The 19,630-nt window shown below is 35.5% G+C and carries 10 protein-coding genes; 4 read left to right on the plus strand and 6 right to left on the minus strand.

All coding sequences use genetic code 11. From position 1 onward, the window contains the following. Positions 1 to 47: 47 nt before the first annotated feature. Entirely contained in the window at positions 48 to 2,297 is a 2,250-nt protein-coding gene (gene parC, locus ACJTDF_RS03450; protein WP_407966157.1) for a DNA topoisomerase IV subunit A, read from the minus strand. Positions 2,298 to 2,648: 351 nt separating this feature from the next. Continuing rightward, positions 2,649 to 4,439, minus strand: coding sequence for an aspartate--tRNA ligase (gene aspS / locus ACJTDF_RS03455; protein ID WP_407966158.1), 1,791 nt, complete (start codon positions 4,437 to 4,439; stop codon positions 2,649 to 2,651). Positions 4,440 to 4,572: 133 nt separating this feature from the next. Here aspS and rnd point away from each other — a divergent pair, with 133 nt between their 5' ends. Beyond that, a complete protein-coding gene (rnd, locus tag ACJTDF_RS03460) occupies positions 4,573 to 5,727 on the plus strand; it encodes a ribonuclease D (protein ID WP_407966214.1) in 1,155 nt (384 codons plus the stop codon). A 56-nt stretch (positions 5,728 to 5,783) separates the two neighbouring features. Here rnd and ACJTDF_RS03465 read toward each other — a convergent pair whose 3' ends face one another. Both ACJTDF_RS03465 and ACJTDF_RS03470 read right to left on the minus strand, forming a co-directional pair. After that, positions 5,784 to 7,301: a Ppx/GppA family phosphatase gene (locus ACJTDF_RS03465; RefSeq protein WP_407966159.1), complete on the minus strand. Its 1,518-nt coding sequence runs from the start codon at positions 7,299 to 7,301 to the stop codon at positions 5,784 to 5,786. 8 nt (positions 7,302 to 7,309) lie between these two features. Beyond that, entirely contained in the window at positions 7,310 to 9,490 is a 2,181-nt protein-coding gene (locus ACJTDF_RS03470; protein ID WP_407966160.1) for an RNA degradosome polyphosphate kinase, read from the minus strand. A 332-nt stretch (positions 9,491 to 9,822) separates the two neighbouring features. Here ACJTDF_RS03470 and ACJTDF_RS03475 point away from each other — a divergent pair, with 332 nt between their 5' ends. Both ACJTDF_RS03475 and ACJTDF_RS03480 read left to right on the plus strand, forming a co-directional pair. Continuing rightward, the gene (locus tag ACJTDF_RS03475; RefSeq protein ID WP_407966161.1) at positions 9,823 to 10,071 is read left to right on the plus strand and encodes a zinc-finger domain-containing protein; all 249 of its coding nucleotides are present in this window, start codon (positions 9,823 to 9,825) and stop codon (positions 10,069 to 10,071) included. A 21-nt stretch (positions 10,072 to 10,092) separates the two neighbouring features. Further along, positions 10,093 to 11,367 carry an FAD-binding protein gene (locus ACJTDF_RS03480; protein WP_407966162.1) on the plus strand — a complete coding sequence of 425 codons (1,275 nt, stop codon included), beginning with the start codon at positions 10,093 to 10,095 and terminating at the stop codon, positions 11,365 to 11,367. 215 nt (positions 11,368 to 11,582) lie between these two features. Here the strand turns inward: ACJTDF_RS03480 and dnaE are convergent, their stop codons facing one another. After that, a complete protein-coding gene (gene dnaE, locus ACJTDF_RS03485) occupies positions 11,583 to 15,071 on the minus strand; it encodes a DNA polymerase III subunit alpha (RefSeq protein WP_407966163.1) in 3,489 nt (1,162 codons plus the stop codon). 377 nt (positions 15,072 to 15,448) lie between these two features. Here dnaE and recG point away from each other — a divergent pair, with 377 nt between their 5' ends. Further along, positions 15,449 to 17,554 carry an ATP-dependent DNA helicase RecG gene (gene recG, locus ACJTDF_RS03490; RefSeq protein WP_407966164.1) on the plus strand — a complete coding sequence of 702 codons (2,106 nt, stop codon included), beginning with the start codon at positions 15,449 to 15,451 and terminating at the stop codon, positions 17,552 to 17,554. 205 nt (positions 17,555 to 17,759) lie between these two features. Here the strand turns inward: recG and glmS are convergent, their stop codons facing one another. Next, on the minus strand, positions 17,760 to 19,580 hold the full coding sequence (gene glmS, locus ACJTDF_RS03495; RefSeq protein WP_407966165.1) for a glutamine--fructose-6-phosphate transaminase (isomerizing): 1,821 nt from the start codon (positions 19,578 to 19,580) through the stop codon (positions 17,760 to 17,762). Between the last annotated feature and the right edge of the window lie 50 nt (positions 19,581 to 19,630).

Here is a 19,630-nt window from a genome sequence, read left to right on the forward strand (position 1 = left end):
TTTTATGAAACTTATATAAACAAGCAATCAAATATACTTACGTTATCCTAACCGGAAAATTTACCTGATTTTGGAAATCCCTTTGGAACCAAACGTCCTGCTCCTGCACGCGTTCCCATCCATTCAATGAGTTCATCAGCCTGGCGATTAAAACTGCGCTCAGCTGTATCTTGCCAACTTAAACCTTCTGATAAAGTAAAAGTTTTAGCATCAACAACAACGCCATTTTTGTAACGTTGTAAACGAACACCCTTCCCACGACTAATTTCTGGTATTTGTTCGATAGAAAAAATAAGCATTTTTCGGTTTTCTCCAACTATTGCAATGTGATCGCCTTCTACCGGAATGCAAAGTTTTAAACTATCAGGAGATTTAACATTCATCACTTGCTTTCCTTTTCGTGTATTGGCAATAATATCGGTTTCAGAAACAATAAAACCATTGCCATAGGATGAAATTAAAAGTCTTTTTCTTTGCGTATTATATACAAAAGCTGTGAGAATATTATGCTCATTATCCATATCTACTAAAATACGAATTGGTTCACCATGCCCTCTCCCTCCAGGTAAAATATTTGCACTAATAGTAAAAAATTTTCCTCCAGTACTTATCACTATAATCTTATCTGTAGTAAATGCTGAAAATGCTAGTTTCAAACAATCACCTTCTTTAAAAGAAAGTGTTTTGTAATCATTCAAATGGCCTTTTAAAGCACGCATCCAACCTTTCTCAGAAATAACAATAGTCACTGGTTCTTTTTCAATCATTGCTTGATGAATATCATTCACATCATGCCTTGGTGCATCTTCAAATGTTGTCCGCCTTTTCCCCAAAAAAGTTTCAGGACCAAAAATTTTACGAACTCTTGTGATCTCCTCTGCGATGATTTTCCATTGCTTGATATTAGAAGCCAATAAATTTTGTAATTTTTCTTTTTCAATTTTAAGAGATTCAAATTCTTTACGAATCTGAAATTCTTCAAGTTTACGTAAAGAACGCAACCGCATATTTAAAATAGATTCAGCTTGATTTTCCGTTAATTTAAAGCGCAATATCAATTCTTTTTTAGGCTCATCACTTTCACGAATGATTTGAAGCACCTCATCGAGATTCAAATATGCAATAAGATATCCCTGCAAAATTTCTAATCGACAATCAATTTCATTCAGTCGATAATCTGAACGACGAATAAGCACTTCTTTACGATGCTGAAGCCACTGTTGCAAACTTTCACGTAAAGAAAGAACATTAGGTACTTTCCCTAAAGTCAGTACATTGAGATTAAGAGGAAATCTTACTTCAAAATCAGTTAACTTAAAAAGTGACTCCATCAATAATTCAGGATCAATTGTGCGATTTTTAGGAACAAGCACAATCCGAATATCTTCTGCCGATTCATCATGAATATCTTCAAGCATCGGTAATCGCCGCGCAAGTAATAATTCTGCTGTTTTCTCAATAAGGCGTGATTTTTGTATTTGATATGGAATTTCTGTAACAACAATCACATAAGAACCCCGATTTCCCTCCTCTTGATGCCAACGTGAACGTAATCGAAATAATCCACGTCCTGTACGATAAGAATCCTCAATACTTTTTTTGGGCTCAACCAAAATACCACCTGTCGGAAAATCAGGTCCAAGTACAAATTGATTTAAATCTTCATGATCTGCTTGAGGATTAGCAATCAAATACAACGCGGCATCACAAAGTTCCGCAACGTTATGTGGTGGGATAGACGTTGCCATACCAACAGCAATACCTGATGAACCATTAGCCAAAAGATTAGGAAAAGCTCCTGGTAAAACAACAGGTTCTTCATCTTCTTCATTATAGGTTAAACGAAAATCGATAGCATTTTCATTAATTCCCTCAAGAAGCAATATTGCCACTTCAGTCATGCGTGCTTCCGTATAACGCATCGCTGCAGCATTATCTCCATCAATATTACCGAAATTACCCTGACCATCAATTAATGGATAGCGAACAGCAAAACTTTGAGCTAAACGTACTAACGCGTCATAAATAGATGCATCACCATGAGGATGAAATTTTCCCATTACATCACCCACAATCCGCGCACATTTAGCATAAGCCTGTCCAGGATTAAGCTTTAATAAGCGCATCGCATGAACAATACGCCTATGAACAGGCTTTAATCCATCACGTACATCAGGCAATGCACGATGCGTAATAGTAGAAAGTGCATATGCCAAATAGCGCTCTTGCAAAGCAGATTGCAATTCTATTGACTCAATATGCTCCTTATCAAAAGATCGAATCATTTCATCAGACATAATATAAGGTAGCAATTTTAAAAATAAGGAACAAGCCTGCTATAAAAAGAGCTCAAATATGACCTTCTTAATAAGAATAAGAAACTCTTTTATTCGAAACTATATGACATAAAATAAACAGTATGATTTTACAAAGTTACTTTCTCACAACCTAATATCATAATAAAATCATAATATAACCGATAATTCTTCTGATTATATCAGATTACATGTGTTTTATTGTTTTACAACTAGATTAAATTGTAAGCTAATAAAAACTGTATCAATTACAATTTGTAATTTATCTAATTTTAGCTAATATAGGAAATCTTGATCCAAAGTTTTATACATAAACAGCATAATCAATTTTCATCAACGATTTTTTACCACTGGAGCAACCCGAATTCCTAAATCAGATAACTGCATAGCAGAAACATTGGAAGGAGCGCTCATCAAAAGATCAAGTGCTTGCTGATTCATCGGGAATAAAGAAACCTCACGCAAATTTTTTACACCTTGCAAAAGCATAACAATGCGATCAATACCAGCTGCCATACCACCATGTGGTGGAGCTCCATAATGAAATGCACGATAAAGACCACCAAAGCGTTCTTCTACCACTTCTTTAGAAAAACCCACAAGCTTAAAAACTTTCAGCATCATTTCCGGTGAATGATTACGGATTCCACCTGATGCAATTTCATAACCATTACAAACAAGATCATACTGAAAAGCTTTAAGAGAAAGAGGATCTTGAAGATCAAGAGCATTTTCTCCCCCTTGAGGCATTGAAAAAGGATTATGCGCAAAATCAAGCTTTTTTTCTTCTTCATTCCATTCAAAAAATGGGAAATCAACAATCCAAGCAAAAGAAAAACAATCTCGATCAATTAGTCCTAATTCCTCTCCTATCCGCGTACGTGCTGCACCAGAAAAAGATGCAAATTTCTTTGGATCTCCTGCGACAAAAAAACAAGCATCACCACTTTCAAGTCCAAGTTGCATACGAATAGCTTCAGTTCTTTGTTCACCAATGTTTTTAGCGATAGGACCAGCTCCTTCAAAATTTCCATTTTCCTCACGCCAAAAAATATAACCAAGACCTGGTTGCCCCTCACCCTGAGCCCACACATTCATGCGATCACAAAAAGCACGACTACCACCGTTCTTTGCAGGAATAGCCCAAACACATGCATTCTGATCGCTTGCTAAAATCTGAGAAAAAACTTTAAAACCAGAATTCTGAAAATGCTTAGAAACATCTTCCATAATAATTGGATTACGCAAATCAGGTTTATCTGAACCATACTTCTGCATTGCTTCATCATATGAAATACGAGGGAAATTTTGCGTCACAGATTTTCCATCTGCAAATTCTTCAAAAATAGAACGTATAATGGGCTCTATCGTCACGAAAATATCTTCCTGCTCAACAAAACTCATTTCGATATCTAATTGATAAAACTCACCTGGCAAGCGATCTGCTCGTGGATCTTCATCTCTAAAACATGGAGCTATTTGAAAATAACGATCAAAACCAGACATCATTAACAATTGCTTATACTGCTGAGGCGCCTGAGGTAATGCATAAAACTGTCCCTGATGAATGCGGCTAGGAACCAAAAAATCACGTGCTCCCTCTGGAGATGACGCTGTTAAAATTGGTGTAGTAAATTCTGTAAAAGCACAATTTTGCATATGCCGCCTTATGGAAGCAATAATTTCAGTACGACGCATTATATTTTTGTGCATGGTTTCTCGACGTAAATCAAGAAAACGATACTTCAATCGAATATCTTCCGGATAATCAGGTTCGCCAAAAACTGGTAAAGGAAGTTCATCAGCTTTTGAAAGAATTTCAACCTCTTTTGCAAAAATTTCAATTTCACCCGTTGGAAGAGCTGTATTGATAACTTCATCAGCACGGGCACGTACTTCTCCATCTACACGAATAACCCATTCAGAACGCACCTTTTCTATAATTGTAAAAGCTGGTGAATTAGGATCAACAACAATTTGTGTGATCCCAAAATGATCTCGTAAATCAATAAAAAGAATTCCACCATGATCACGAACACGATGAACCCATCCAGAAAGACGAACCTGCCTCCCCATATCACATTTACGAAGAGCAGCGCAATTATGACTGCGGTAACGGTGCATATTTTTTCCTTTGGTTGTAATTTATCTCACATACATTACAAACGCTTTTTAACAATCACTTGTCAAGGTATGATTACAAAGACTAAAAAAAAATACAATAAAAGACAAATTTAATCTACTTAGCTATAATAAAATAATGAAACTTATTACAAATACTATAGATCTTGAAATTGCTATTGCCGCTTTGCGCAAGTCTAATTTTGTAACAGTAGACACTGAATTTATACGTGAAACAACCTTCTGGCCTCAGTTATGCCTGATTCAAGTTGCATCGCCAGATATTACAACACTTATTGATCCAATGGCGCAAGATATTAATTTACAATCATTTTTTGATCTAATGATCGATAAAAAAATTGTCAAAGTTTTTCACGCTGCGCGCCAAGATATCGAAATTATTTATCATCTTGGAGGAGTTATTCCTTCTCCCCTCTTTGATACACAAGTAGCAGGATCAATCTGTGGATTTGGTGATTCTATTTCCTATGATCAAATTGTACAACGTTGCACTGGACATCATCTTGATAAATCATCTCGTTTTACAGATTGGAGCTGTCGCCCCCTTTCTGAAAAGCAACTGCTCTATGCACTCGCTGATGTTACTTATCTAAGAGACGTCTATCTTGTATTAAAAAAACAATTAGAGGAAAAAAAACGTACCCATTGGATGAATGATGAAATGGCAATCCTCTTAACACCGACAACCTATGATATACCAGAAAATGAAGCGTGGAAAAAAGTAAAGGGAAAAATCACAAAAAGACGTGAACTTGCTGTGTTGCAAAAAATAGCAGCTTGGCGTGAGCGTGAAGCACACAAATATAATATCCCTCGTCGCCATATAATGAAAGATGAATGTCTTATTGAAATCGCAATCCAACAACCAAAAGATGAAGCTGCTCTAAAGCGCTTACGTAGCATTAACAAAAGCTGGAATGATCTATCAGCTATGCGTACATTAATTGAAGCCATACATCAAGGCTTAAAAGTCGATCTTGCTACTTTACCTACCCTTCCCAAGCATAGTACTATTGATGAGAAAAAAGCTGTTACAATCGATCTTCTTAAAGTATTATTAAAGCTTGTTGCAAATGAGAATAATATTACACCTAAAATTATTGCAACCTCTAGTGATTTAGAAAAACTTTCTAATGGCAATATAATGCATAATATTTCTGCTATGAATGGTTGGCGTTATGAAATTTTTGGTCAAAAAGCAGAACAAATGCTAAAAGGTCAAATAGCATTTTATTATAACAATGGAGAAGTAACGATCAAAAAACTTTAATTTATAAATATGAAAATGTTATAATATACATTTTGATGTTCTATCTTGCAAAAGAATTAAAAAACTTCAAAAGCTAAGGAAAATTGAGTTATTTTTGATAATTGCTGTAAGCGTTTATAAGGCCGTTCCCCTATTAAATTTGCATAGCGTACTGGAACATGCAATGCGATATTATTATTTTGCTTCTTTTGCCATGATAAATTAGGTAAAATCCCTGCAGTAGAAGCACTAAAAAGATTAGCAATACGCATAATTCCACCAAGGATTCTTGCTTTTTCAACAATATCGCTAGTTGCTAATTTGAGAATCTCAGGAGCTTCCTTATCAAGCGATAAACCTGTATTACGGAAAAAAACAGCTAATGCAGCATAAATACGCCCCTTATGTGAAATTCCTGGATAAGATCCTAACGCTATCTGATTGGCTGCTTCATTACCCCGATGATCTGGATGTATACGCCAACCGATATCAGAAAGAAGACAAGCAGCTTTACGATAACGACATGCATTTTCAGTTTCTAAAATTCCAAAAGCCTCAAACGCACCTGTGGTAAAATCAATAAGTTCACTTGCTTGCTTTGGTGAGCGTGCTCTTAAGATAGCCATTTCTAAGCATGCTGTAATTAATGGATCAGAAATACGATCTTCTCGCGGTAATTTCGAATAAAGAAAACCTTCGCGAACTCCTGCTCCAGAAAAAACTATTCTTTTTAAACTTATGAATTGAATCAACTCAATAAGAACAATCGCTCCATATGCTAAAAGCTGACGACGGTTTTTGGGAATAACTGAAATTTCTTTTATTTTATCAATACCACCATTGATAACAAGAAGCAAGAATTCCTCCATCTCCTGTGCATCAACTTCATAGCCATGCATAACAGGTAATCGATAATTTTTGATTACCATATATAGTTTTGCAAGATTACGCCAAGTTCCTCCTACCGCATAAAAACAACGATCTGTATCTTTATGCATAACAATAGAAGATTTACAAAGGTGCTCATGAACAATTTTTTTTGCCAAAACAAAATCATTATTTGACATATATTGTAGTCGTAAACTGCCTAATGGCAATGTGATCCCTTCACCTACATTAGAATCATGAATATCAATAAGTTCAAGGCTTCCACCACCAAGATCACCAGAAATACCATTTGGCCGATAAAAGGTAGAAATAACTCCGTAAGCTGAATAAATGGCTTCTTCACTTCCCGAAAGGACATATATTTTATTTTGTAAAATACTTTCAGCGCTTTGAATAAACGCCAATCCATTTTTTGCTTCTCGTACTGCTGCTGTTGCTAAAGTATAGATCGCATCTGCACCAACCTGTTGACAAACAGCATAAAATCGTTTCAGTGTTCGCAGCACCATCTCGATTGATTTTTCTTCCAAAATTCCAGTCTTTGCAACACCTTGACCAAGAGCACAAAAAACTTTTTCATTAAATAAAACTGCTGGTGAACGTACAAGCCCTTCATAAATAACAAGTCGAACAGAATTCGAACCAATATCGATAACTGCAATGGGTTTATACCCTTTCAGCCGACTTTGAATATTTATATGTGTCATTAGATATTTCAGTCTTTACGTGTTTTCATCTGCTGTTGAAGCAATTCAATCAAATGTGAAGTAGAAGTCTGAAAAAAATTTTCATACTCAAAAAAAAGCACATTGGTCATAAAATATTCCTGCGCGTTAAATAGCTTTTCATCTTTTTGCGGTGTTCTACGTCTTGATGTTCCATCGGCCAATATATCAAAGCTTTGTTGGTTATCAATAATATTGGCCAACATAATTTGTGAAAGAATTTGTTGATGAACTATTTTATTTAAAACTGGAACCAATATTTCAACACGATGATCAAGATTACGAGGCATCATATCAGCTGATCCCAAATAAACAATAGCATTTTTATTTGGCAAATTCTCACCATTAGCAAAACAGAAAATGCGACTATGCTCAAGAAATCGGCCTACAATCGATTTCACACGAATATTATCTGAAATCCCTAAAATACCAGGACGTAAACAACATATACCACGTACAATCAGATCAATCTGTACTCCCATTTGACTAGCGCGGTATAAAGCATCAATGATTTCAGGATCAACCAATGAATTTACCTTCATCCAAATAGCTGCTACTCGCCCTTGTTGTGCATTAGTCATTTCCTCTTTGATATGTTCAAGAATACGACTACGCAATGTTAATGGTGAAAAAGCTATTTTCATTGATTCATTTGGCTGCGCATATTCGGTAAGATAATTAAAAAGCAGTCCAACATCATGACCAATATCATCATCAGTTGTAAAAAAGGAAAGATCGGTATACATTTTAGCGGTGATTGGATGATAATTCCCAGTTCCAAGATGAACATAAAAACGACGACAGTTCTCTTCATGTCTTACCACTAAAGACATCTTAGCATGTGTTTTTAATTCAATAAAACCAAAAACCACTTGAACTCCTGCACATTCAAGATCACGTGCCCAGCGAATATTAGCCTCTTCATCAAAACGCGCTTTTAATTCTACCAAAGCTGTAACCGACTTACCTCGTTCAGCAGCATTAATAAGAGCCCTAACAATCGGGCTATCATTTGATGTGCGATAAAGAGTTTGCTTGATTTCAATCACATTAGGGTCATCAGCAGCTTGACGTAAAAATTGTATAACAACATCAAATGTTTCGTAAGGATGATGAATAATAATATCTCTTTCACGAATAGCTGCAAAACAATCACCACCATGCTCACGAATACATTCGGGAACACGAGAACTATGAGGAATAAATTTTAAATCATTGCGCGGAATAGAAACAATTTCTGAAATCATATTCAGTGCTAATAAACCATTGATAACACTAACACAATTACTAGGCACTCTAAGGGCACGCGTTATCAATTGCCGTAAATTTTCAGGCATTTTAATATTAAACTCAATTCGAATAACTTCTCCACGACGACGTTTTTTAAGCGCAGTTTCAAAAAAATGAACAAGATCTTCTGCTTCTTCTTCTACTTCAATATCGCTATCGCGGATAATTCTAAATGTTCCTGCCCCATTATTGTCATAGCCAGGAAATAAACGATCAATAAAAAGGCAAACAAGATCTTCAAATGAAATAAAACGAAAACTATTTCCCTCTTGAGGAAGAAGAATAAAACGCCTCAAAGTATTAGGCACAGGTAACAACACCATTATAGGATGCTGATCAACGCGCCGTAATAATTGAAACGCAATAGAAAGACCTAAATTAGGAACAAAGGGAAAAGGATGTTTAGAATCAATAAGAGAAGGTGTTAAAACAGGAAAAATTTCTTTTAAAAAATACCTTTCAAGCCATAATTTTTCAACTTCTGAAAGCTTGTCAGAACAAATAATTTCAATATTGTTCTGTTTTAACTCATAACATAAGGTACGTAATTCTTGTTGCTGATTAGCTTGCAAATATGCAATCTCAGTTAATATAAAATCAAGTTGTTCCTGCGGTGTACGCCCATCTGCACTACGTTCTATAATCCCAGCACGAATTTGAGCAACAAGGCCAGCAACGCGAACCATAAAGAACTCATCAAGATTAGTTGCTGAAATCGAAAGAAATTGTACCCGTTCCAATAAAGGATTCTTCGAATTTGCAGATTCCATTAAAACACGATTATTAAATTGTAACCATGAAAATTCACGATTAACAAATCGCGCTGGATTATCCATCGTTATATCCTGCATAGTAATTTGATCTGCCAGCATTTGTGTCATATATTCAATTAAGCTGCTTTATATTTTATAAAAAACTTTACAAAATAAAAATCCCGCTCTTATGGAAATAAGATTTTAATTTTATCTATTTTTTATCAAATTTTGTAAACTATAAAAATTTCAAAAAGTTTTAGCTCAACCATAAATTATAATATAATGGCTAACTCTCTCCATACAACTATATAAATACTTTAAAATAATTGAATCTATCTTCATTTATAAATTATCTGAAAAAGGATCTTGCATTATAGTATATCGTATTACAAATTAATAATAAAATACATGATTTAAATCATACCTTATTAGGATAATTTATCTGGAGTTTATGCATTATGGCTGATCACAATATTCCGTATTTCCAAAATGATAATGGATACAAAATAATCGAAATTGGTGTAAAAGAGTTTATGTGTATAGGCGCCACACAACCATTTGATCATCCTCATATTTTTATTGAAATGGGAGCAGCTGATGAAAAAATTTGCCCCTATTGTTCAACGCTTTATCGCTATAATCATACATTAGCATATAATCAGACAAATCCTACAGGATGCATATATCATCTCAAAGATTCTCTATAAAATATTCTCTGTTTCTTTGATATGAAACAACTGAAAGATCAATCTCCAATTATCATTGGAGCAGGTATTGCAGGGCTAAGCTCTGCTTTAGCGCTTGCTCATAAAGGAATCGCAAGTACTATTATTGAAAAGCGTGCGCAGCTTGATAGTATTGGCTCTGGTATTCAACTTACTCCAAATGCAACACGGATTCTTGCTCGTTGGGGAGTTCTTAACACACTTATTAAATTAGGTATTAAACCGAATTTCCTTGAATTAAAAGATGGTATATCTTTGAAAACGCATTTACGTGCAGATCTTATTGAATTATCTGAAAAACGCTGGAAATCTCCTTATATTACAATTCACCGAGCTGATTTACAGAACGTTTTATACAATGCTGTTATTAAGAATCCTCTTATCAAATACAAAATGGGAGAAAAGATCGTATCATCTACTCAATCTACAACCGATACTATTAAAATAAAAACAATCACAATAGAAGAAAAAACTGGAATACAACGATATCAATTTTATTCAACGCCACTTCTTATTGGATGTGATGGTGTTTGGTCAACATTACGACAATTTCCCCCCTTTCATGAAAAAGCTAGTTTCAGTAACTTTATCGCGTGGCGAGCAACAAAATCATTTGAAAGTCTCTCTCCAAAATTTTGTTCTTTATTACAAAATATAAAAACAATTACTGCTTGGATGGGACCTAAAAATCACCTTGTTGCCTATCCCATTCAGTCAATAAAAACATTCAATTTTGTAGCCATCACTCATGGAGAAAATCCAGGAAAAAAATGGAAACAAACAGGAAATAAAGAGAAACTTAAATCTCTTTTTAATGATTGGAATCCAAAAATTCTTCAAATTTTTAATCACATTGATGAGTGGAGCTATTGGCCACTATTTCGAATGAAACATAATCGTTTTTTAGGTTTACAACAGCAAGTTTTTGTGGGGGATTGTGCGCACGCATTTTTACCCTTTGCAGCACAAGGCGCTTCTATGGCAATAGAGGATGCCGCCACATTAGCAGAAGTACTCTCTCTGAATGATCTCTCACTTGCTGAAGCCACTACACTTTATGAAAAAATACGCAAACCGCGCGTTAAAGCTGTAAAAAAACGCGGAGATTTTAATAGATTTGTCTATCATGCAACTGGACCTACAGCAATTGCTCGTAATTTCTATATGAAAATTCATACACCAGAAAATATTATGTCCCGTCTTGATTGGCTATATACTTATGATGCGATGAATCAGACAAAGAATAATATTAAAAAAGATATAGTAAAAAGTTTATAAAAGTTACAGCTAGATCACTTTAAGCTAAAAAAGTTCTAATTTATTTTTCATAGTGGAGCTAAAAAGCTTTTGAAAAAAATGACAAAATTTGTAGAAAAAATAGAGTGTTTATTTTGCAAATATAAATTTTAAAATACTAGTCTATTTTAATATTTTAAACTAACCAAAAATGTAATTTTCGAAATACCAAATAAATAATTATTATACTCTCTGATTTAGCTTAATTCAACATCGATAACACCAGGAAGCGCTTTCATAGCATTTACGACACGTGTATCCACTTTATATCTTTTTGGTAGAGCTATCTCAACTTCTCGAAATCCATCCTCTTGAATTAGAATAATCGCTATTTCTCCATTGCCTTTAGAATCTAAATTTTGCTCAATTTGAGAAAGCATATCTGTCGTTTTTATAAAGAGACGCATCATTTTATGATACTGAAGTGCATCTTCATCTAAAGATTGAATTGTCTCAATACGCAAATTAATTCCTTCAGAACGATCCTCTGCAGTGACTGTAATAATAAATGACTTTCCAGGCTCCAGCATATCTCCATACACAGAAAGTCCTTCAGAAAATATAACTGCTTCATACTGCCCACTCGTATCAGAAAACTGAATAATACCCATTTTCTTGCCAGATCTTGTTTTACGAATTTGTTTTGCTACAACTGTTCCAGCAAGTCGGGCAGCGGTTGCTCCTCCTTTAACTGAGGTAGCAAAATCGTTCCAAGTCTGAACACGTTTTTTAATAAGAACATCTTGATACTCACTCAAAGGATGAGCAGAAAAATAAAAACCTATTGTCTGAAATTCATGATACAACTTCTCAGCTGAAGACCAAGGCGATACTTGAGATAAAATTAAAGGCTCTTTTAATCCGCCTATCATCCCAAATATATCGATTTGACCACTAGAATTATTATCAAGAATACGAAGAGCACGCGCATTAAGAGTTGCAAGGCTTGCCAATAGAACTTCACGTGCAATATTAAAACAATCAAAAGCACCAGCATAAATCAAACTTTCCATAGCACGTTTATTCACAATACGAGGATCAATACGTTCACAAAAATCTTCTAAATCCCTAAAAGGTTTATCCCCACGACGAGCTACAATATGATCAACGACCATATCTCCCACCCCTTTAACAGCAGAAAGAGAATAATAAATACAATTCTTACCAACTTCAAAAATGCGGTGTGATGTTTGCACACAAGGCGCAATAACTTCAATTCCCAGCCTTAATGCCTCACGTCGAAAATCATTTAGCTTATCCGTATTTGTCATATCATATGTCATAGATGCAGCCAAAAACTCTACGGGATGGTGCGCTTTCATATAAGCTGTCTGATAAGAAACAATCGCATAAGCAGTAGCGTGAGATTTATTAAACCCGTAATCTGCAAATTTTGCTAAAAGATCAAAGATTACATTAGCTTGGTCTTTATCAATGCCACCATCAACAGCTCCACTTACAAAACGCGTACGCTGTTCTTGCATTTCCTTATGGATTTTTTTACCCATAGCTCTACGCAATAAATCTGCTTCTCCAAGTGAATAACCAGCAAGCACCTGAGCAATCTGCATTACCTGTTCTTGATAAACAATAACACCTTGCGTTTCTTTAACCAAATGATCTATTTTAGGGTGAATAGAAGTGATTTCTTCTTCTTTATGCTTACGTATATTATATGTTGCGATATTTTCCATTGGACCAGGACGATAAAGCGCTACAAGTGCAATAATATCCTCAATACAATCTGGTTTCATCCCAATAAGTGCTTTACGCATACCAGCACTTTCAACTTGAAACACGCCAACTGTCTCACCGCGTGACATCATAGCATAAGTTACTTCATCATTAAGGGGAATACATGATAGATTTATCTTTATACCTTTTCGTGCAACAAAATCCACAGCCATCTTCAAAACAGTGAGTGTTTTTAAACCTAAAAAATCAAATTTTACCAACCCAGATTGTTCAACATACTTCATATTAAATTGAGTTACAGGCATATCAGAGCGCGGATCACGATACATTGGCACAAGCTCTGATAATGGACGATCACCAATAACAATTCCTGCAGCATGAGTGGAAGCATGACGATAAAGTCCTTCTAGCTGAAGCGCTATATCCAACATCCGCCCAATAACAGGATCTTTTTTCTTTTCTTCTTCAAATTTCGGCTCATCGATAATAGCCTTTGCTAACTCAACATTACTGCCAGGAGTAGCAGGAACCAATTTTGTCAGATAGTCTACCTGACGATAAGGTACTTCTAAAACACGACCAACATCACGCAACACTGCACGTGCTTGCAATTTACCAAATGTAATAATTTGTGCTACTTGATTACAGCCATATTTTTCCTGGACATAACGAATAACCTCTTCACGCCGTTCTTGACAAAAATCGATATCAAAATCTGGCATAGAAATACGATCTGGATTAAGGAAACGTTCAAATAAGAGAGAAAAACGCAATGGATCAACATCGGTAATAGTCAATGCGTAAGCAACAAGCGATCCAGCACCAGAACCACGCCCCGGCCCAACAGGAATATCATGAGCTTTTGCCCATTTGATAAAATCCGAAACAATAAGAAAATAGCCAGAAAATTGCATCCGTGTAATAATTGAAATTTCATAATTAAGCCGCTGCTCATAATCTGCAATTGTATAGCCTTCTGCTAAGCCAATTGTCTCAAGACGCATTTTTAAACCTGATTCAGCTTGATCTAATAATTCTTTTGCTTCTGCTTCTAAAACAGAAGACAAATCTGCAGAGCTTTCTATAAAACGGGGCAAAATTGGTTTTCTAATTGGTGCATAAGCATGACATCGCAAAGCAATTTCAACGCTATTTTCCAAAGCTTCTGGAAGATCAGAAAACAATGAAACCATTTCATCTTGCGACTTTAAATAATGATCAGGTGTCACACGCTTACGATCTGGATTAGAAACAACTTGCCCTTCTGCAACTGCCATGAGTGCATCATGAGCTTCATATCCTTCTTTATTGAGAAAAAAAGCCTCATTAGTAGCAACAAGAGGAAGCTCGTATGTGTAAGCCAATTCAACGAGTGCAGCTTCCACTTTCTGATCATAAGAACTATACCGTTGTAATTCAACATAAAGACGATCACTAAAAATTTTTTTCAAATAAGTTAAACGCTTAACAGCCCGTTCTTTTCTATCTTCAGCTAAAGCTAAATTAATCGGACCACTCGGACCACCAGTTAAAGCGATAATTCCTTTATGATGAGTCAAGAGCCAATCAGCTTTAATATGGGGGCAATCAACATCGCTCTTATCAAGATAAGCCCGACTCACAAGTTGAACCAAATTTGCATAACCTATTTCACTAGCAGCAAACAATACGATGGAAGAAAAATCAGAAGAATGACGCAACTTAGCCAAAGACGAATTGCAATTTTCATCACCAAAATCAATGGCAAGCTGACAACCAATAATGGGTTGAATACCATCAATAAAACAGGACTGTGAAAATTCTAAAGCACCAAATAAATTATTTGTATCTGTAATAGCTATTGCCGGCATATTATCAGAAATTGCATGCTGAATGATTTGTTTTATTTTTAAAGCACCTTCAAGAAGTGAATAAGCAGAATGCACTCTCAAGTGAATAAAGCGAGGGAAGGAATCTTTATTATTTAGTGTTTTTCTTTTTTTTCCTGACATTTGCACTATTGCCCATTAAAAATAGATGCCAAATTGCAATTTTATTCTTGTAAAGAATGACCTTTGACTTATATCAAAGTCACAATTCTAGCACTCTAGCATATCTAGAAGACGCACTAATTTCATTGATATTCATACAATGACCATCATAAAGACTATAGCCATAATAAAAAACTCATATAAATATAAAATAGAATATCATATAAAATAACTAATGTTGATTACCTTTTTATCATATTCTCACTTTCTATTTAATTTCGTGATCCAAGTCTTAAGGAAACAATAATGCAACGACTTCTCATAATATTGAGTGATTTATCCTCAAAAAATTCTTTCTAAATACTAGAAAAAACGAAGAAAGAAAGCTAAATTTTTCTATGCATTCAAGCCTTCTAAATCCTCTTTTTACCCCTATTAGTACCCTCCCGGGAATCAATACAAGAATATGTTCTTTACTTGCTAAAGTTTTAAATATTAATCTTACGCAACGTGAACCTACTCTTATTGATCTTCTCCGATTGATGCCTCATTCTGTTATAGATCGCAGAAAGCAACCTGGTATTGCCTTCGCACAAGAAGGAAGCATTGTTACTCTCGAGGTCACTATCGACCAGCATAAACCACCAACAAATCATAACAAATCGCCTTACCGTGTTATTGGCCATGATCAAACGAGTACAATAAATTTGATATTTTTTCATGCCCAACGCTCTTGGTTAGAAAAACAATTACCAGAAGGAAAAAAAGTAATCATATCAGGTAAAGTAGAAAGGTTTAAAGGACAGCTCTCAATGATTCATCCTGATCATATAGTTTTCCATGAGCAATTAGATCAGATGCCATTCATTGAACCGATCTATCCTTCTACTGCAGGGCTTTCTACAAAAACACTAAGACGCGCAATGCAAAAAGCTCTTGAATATATTCCTTCCTTACCAGAATGGATAGAAGAAAGTATAAAAAAGGAGCATAATTTTTCTTCTTTTCCTGTTTCTTTACGCCGTATTCATGCTCCTATCAATCCTGATGACCTCGCTTTAGAAAGTACAGCACGTAAACGCCTTGCTTATGATGAATTTTTCGCTAATCAAATAGCTCTTGGTCTTGTAAGATTAAAAACTAAATTATTTTCAGGTACATCTCGTCCACCAACAGGTTTTTATACTAAAAAACTGCTTGAAGCCCTACCCTTTCAGCTTACAAGTGGACAAATAAAATCAATAAAAGATATTGCAAATGATTTAGCTTCACCTACCCCCATGTTAAGACTTCTTCAAGGCGATGTAGGAGCAGGAAAAACTATAGTGGCACTGATGGCAATAGCTCAAATCGCTGAAAATTCAGGACAATCAGCCTTAATGGTCCCAACAGAAGTTCTTGCTAGACAACACTTTGCTACAATCACCCCCCTTGCCGAGAAAATCGGTTTACAAACAGTCTTATTAACTGGACGAGAAAAAGGGAAAGTACGTGCAAATATCCTTGATACTATTTTATCAGGAGAAGCTTCTATCATTATTGGCACTCACGCTCTAATACAGGAAAATGTTACCTATAATAATCTTGCCTTAGCTATTATCGATGAGCAACATCGTTTTGGTGTACAGCAACGTCTTACCCTTACAGAAAAAGGCAATAAACCTGACATACTTGTTATGACAGCGACCCCTATCCCTCGTACGTTGGTATTAACATCTTATGGTGACATGGACGTCTCACAAATTACAGACAAACCAACTGGACGGCAACCAATTAAAACTGCAACAATTTCTTCAGAGCGGATAAATGAGCTTATAGAACGAATTGCTACTGCGTTACAAAAAAAAGAAAAAATTTATTGGATCTGTCCCCTTGTAGAAGAATCTACAAATCTCGAGCTTACTTCCATTGAAAGTCGTTTTGCTAGCTTGCAAAAACGATTTGGAAGTTGTGTCGGTATGATACATGGAAAAATGTCTACTGATAAAAAAGAAGCAGCGATGACATCTTTTAAAAATGCAAATATATATATTTTAGTTGCAACAACAGTCATTGAAGTAGGTGTAGATATTCCTGATGCCTCAATCATTGTTATCGAACATGCCGAACATTTTGGTCTTGCACAACTCCACCAATTACGTGGACGTGTTGGACGAGGAGATAAAAAATCTTCTTGTATTTTGCTATATAAAGCTCCGCTTACAAAAGCAGCTGAAGCACGTCTCAACATTATGCGCAATACAGAAGATGGCTTTAAAATTGCTGAAGAGGATTTGCGTCTACGAGGTGAAGGCGAACTATTAGGAACACGACAATCTGGTATACCTGAATTTTATATGGCAAACCTTGCAGTCCATCGTGAGCTTTTACTTATAGCAAAGAAGAATGCACATTTATTTTTACAACGTGATCCTAATCTTTCTTCAGAACAAGGACACGCTATACGATTACTTCTTTATCTTTTTGGACGCGATGACGCTCTTCAGCTATTACGCGCAGGTTAATTTTTTAATAATTTTGTCAATCAAATCATTTGCTAGCCAAGACTCTAATACATTGCAATAAGCGTAAAGGAATGAATTATCCTCTGAAAAAATTTAAATTTACGATATATTTAATTTAAAGTAGTTCCAATCAAATAAAATGTTGTATATATCTATTTTAGATGCTCATTTATAATTTCTATAGTTATTTTAAATAAATCATTTTTTACTCGACAGTAACTGACTTTGCCAAATTACGTGGCTGATCAACGTCTGTTCCCAACAAAACAGCTGTATGATAAGCTATTAATTGAATAGGCAAAGCATAAATAATAGGAGCAATAAATTCTGGAACCTCCGGTAAAATAATAGTTGATAAGGAGGTAAAATGAGTTTCTGCTCCCTTCCCCCTTTTATCTGTTATCAAAATAATACGACCATTGCGCGCAGCCACCTCTTGCATATTAGAAAATATTTTTTCAAACCATCTATCATAAGGCGCCACAACAATAACCGGTATTGTTTCATCAATCAGCGCAATCGGCCCATGTTTTAATTCACCAGCAGCATAACCTTCAGCATGAATATACGAAAGCTCTTTCAGTTTGAGTGCTCCCTCTAAAGCAATTGGATAAGAAGTGCCTCGTCCAAGATAGAGTACACCTTTTGCGTTTACTAAACCGCGACATAATTGTTCAATTTTTTCATCCAGCTTTAAAACTTCATTTAAAATCCGAGGTAATTCTGCTAATTGCTGAACTAATTGCTGTTCTGCTGTTTTTGAAAGATATCCACGCTGTTTAGCCGCGCTAAGTGCCATTACTGCAAGAGTAGATAATTGACAAGTAAAAGCTTTTGTTGAAGCAACACCAATTTCTGGACCTGCAAATGTCGGTAAAACAAAATCAGCTTCTCTTGCCATCGTTGACTGCATAACATTCACAACTGTTGCTGTTTTTACACCAAGATTTCGGCAGTAGCGCAAAGATGCTAAAGTATCAGCCGTTTCACCAGACTGGGAAACAAATACTGATAACACATCAGATGCTATCGGTGGTTCACGATAACGGAATTCAGAAGCTACATCATTATCAATACTTAAAGCAGCAAATTTTTCAAACCAATAACGTGCAACTAAAGTCGAATAATAAGCTGTTCCACAACTAGCAAATAATATTCGATTAATCTTGCTCCAATCAATCAAACTTTCAAGCACAGTATATTGTCTCAAATCAAGATAGTGCGTCAAATTATGTGAAATAACTTCAGGCTGCTCAAACATTTCTTTACGCATAAAATGACGGTGATGACCTTTAGAAACCAGCAAAGATCCTTCAAATAAGGTCGTAATAGGGTGTTCTACTTGCCGATTATCTGTATCGTAAATTTTTATTCCTTCACGCTTGATAACTGCATAATCTCCATCTTCCAGATAGCTGATACGATTCGTAAATGGAGCTAAAGCAATCGCATCAGATCCTACAAAAAACTCATCTTTGCCGTAGCCAATTACTAACGGTGGACCAGAGCGAACAGCAATCATAAGATTATCTTCACCTTCAAAAATAAGAGCAAAAGCAAAAGCACCCTGGAGTCTTTTCCAACCTATATATGTTGCTTCCTGTGGAGAAAGACCGTTTTTTAATTCGCGCGTAATCAGATGAGCAATAACCTCCGTATCCGTTTCTGTTTCGAAGATATAACCGTCTTCAACGAGTTCCTTTTGTAGTTCTACAAAATTTTCAATAATACCATTATGAACAACTGCAAGTCGCTCAGTCATATGAGGATGAGCATTTCGCTCTACAGCAATTCCATGTGTAGCCCAACGGGTATGACCAATCCCTAAATTACCTTTTAAAGGTATTTTTCCTAACTTTTCCTCTAAATGAATCAATTTACCTTCAGCTCGAACACGATGAAGATGCCCATTGTGCACTGTGGCTAAACCAGATGAATCATATCCTCTATACTCAAGACGTTTCAAACCATCAATCAAATGGGATGCAACAGATTTATTTCCAAGAATTCCAATAATTCCACACATTCAAAAGCTCCAATTTACATCCCAAATTTATAATAAATACTATAAAATAA

Source organism: Bartonella bennetti (assembly GCF_045945445.1).
GTDB lineage: Bacteria > Pseudomonadota > Alphaproteobacteria > Rhizobiales > Rhizobiaceae > Bartonella.

What these genes read in the sequence shown, in the direction of transcription:
- parC (WP_407966157.1), bottom strand. Translation starts at nt 2,297, where the DNA reads ATGTCTGATGAAATGATTCGATCTTTTGATAAGGAGCATATTGAGTCA.
- aspS (WP_407966158.1), bottom strand. Translation starts at nt 4,439, where the DNA reads ATGCACCGTTACCGCAGTCATAATTGCGCTGCTCTTCGTAAATGTGAT.
- ACJTDF_RS03465 (WP_407966159.1), bottom strand. Translation starts at nt 7,301, where the DNA reads ATGACACATATAAATATTCAAAGTCGGCTGAAAGGGTATAAACCCATT.
- ACJTDF_RS03470 (WP_407966160.1), bottom strand. Translation starts at nt 9,490, where the DNA reads ATGACACAAATGCTGGCAGATCAAATTACTATGCAGGATATAACGATG.
- ACJTDF_RS03475 (WP_407966161.1), top strand. Translation starts at nt 9,823, where the DNA reads ATGGCTGATCACAATATTCCGTATTTCCAAAATGATAATGGATACAAA.
- ACJTDF_RS03480 (WP_407966162.1), top strand. Translation starts at nt 10,093, where the DNA reads ATGAAACAACTGAAAGATCAATCTCCAATTATCATTGGAGCAGGTATT.
- dnaE (WP_407966163.1), bottom strand. Translation starts at nt 15,071, where the DNA reads ATGTCAGGAAAAAAAAGAAAAACACTAAATAATAAAGATTCCTTCCCT.
- recG (WP_407966164.1), top strand. Translation starts at nt 15,449, where the DNA reads ATGCATTCAAGCCTTCTAAATCCTCTTTTTACCCCTATTAGTACCCTC.
- glmS (WP_407966165.1), bottom strand. Translation starts at nt 19,580, where the DNA reads ATGTGTGGAATTATTGGAATTCTTGGAAATAAATCTGTTGCATCCCAT.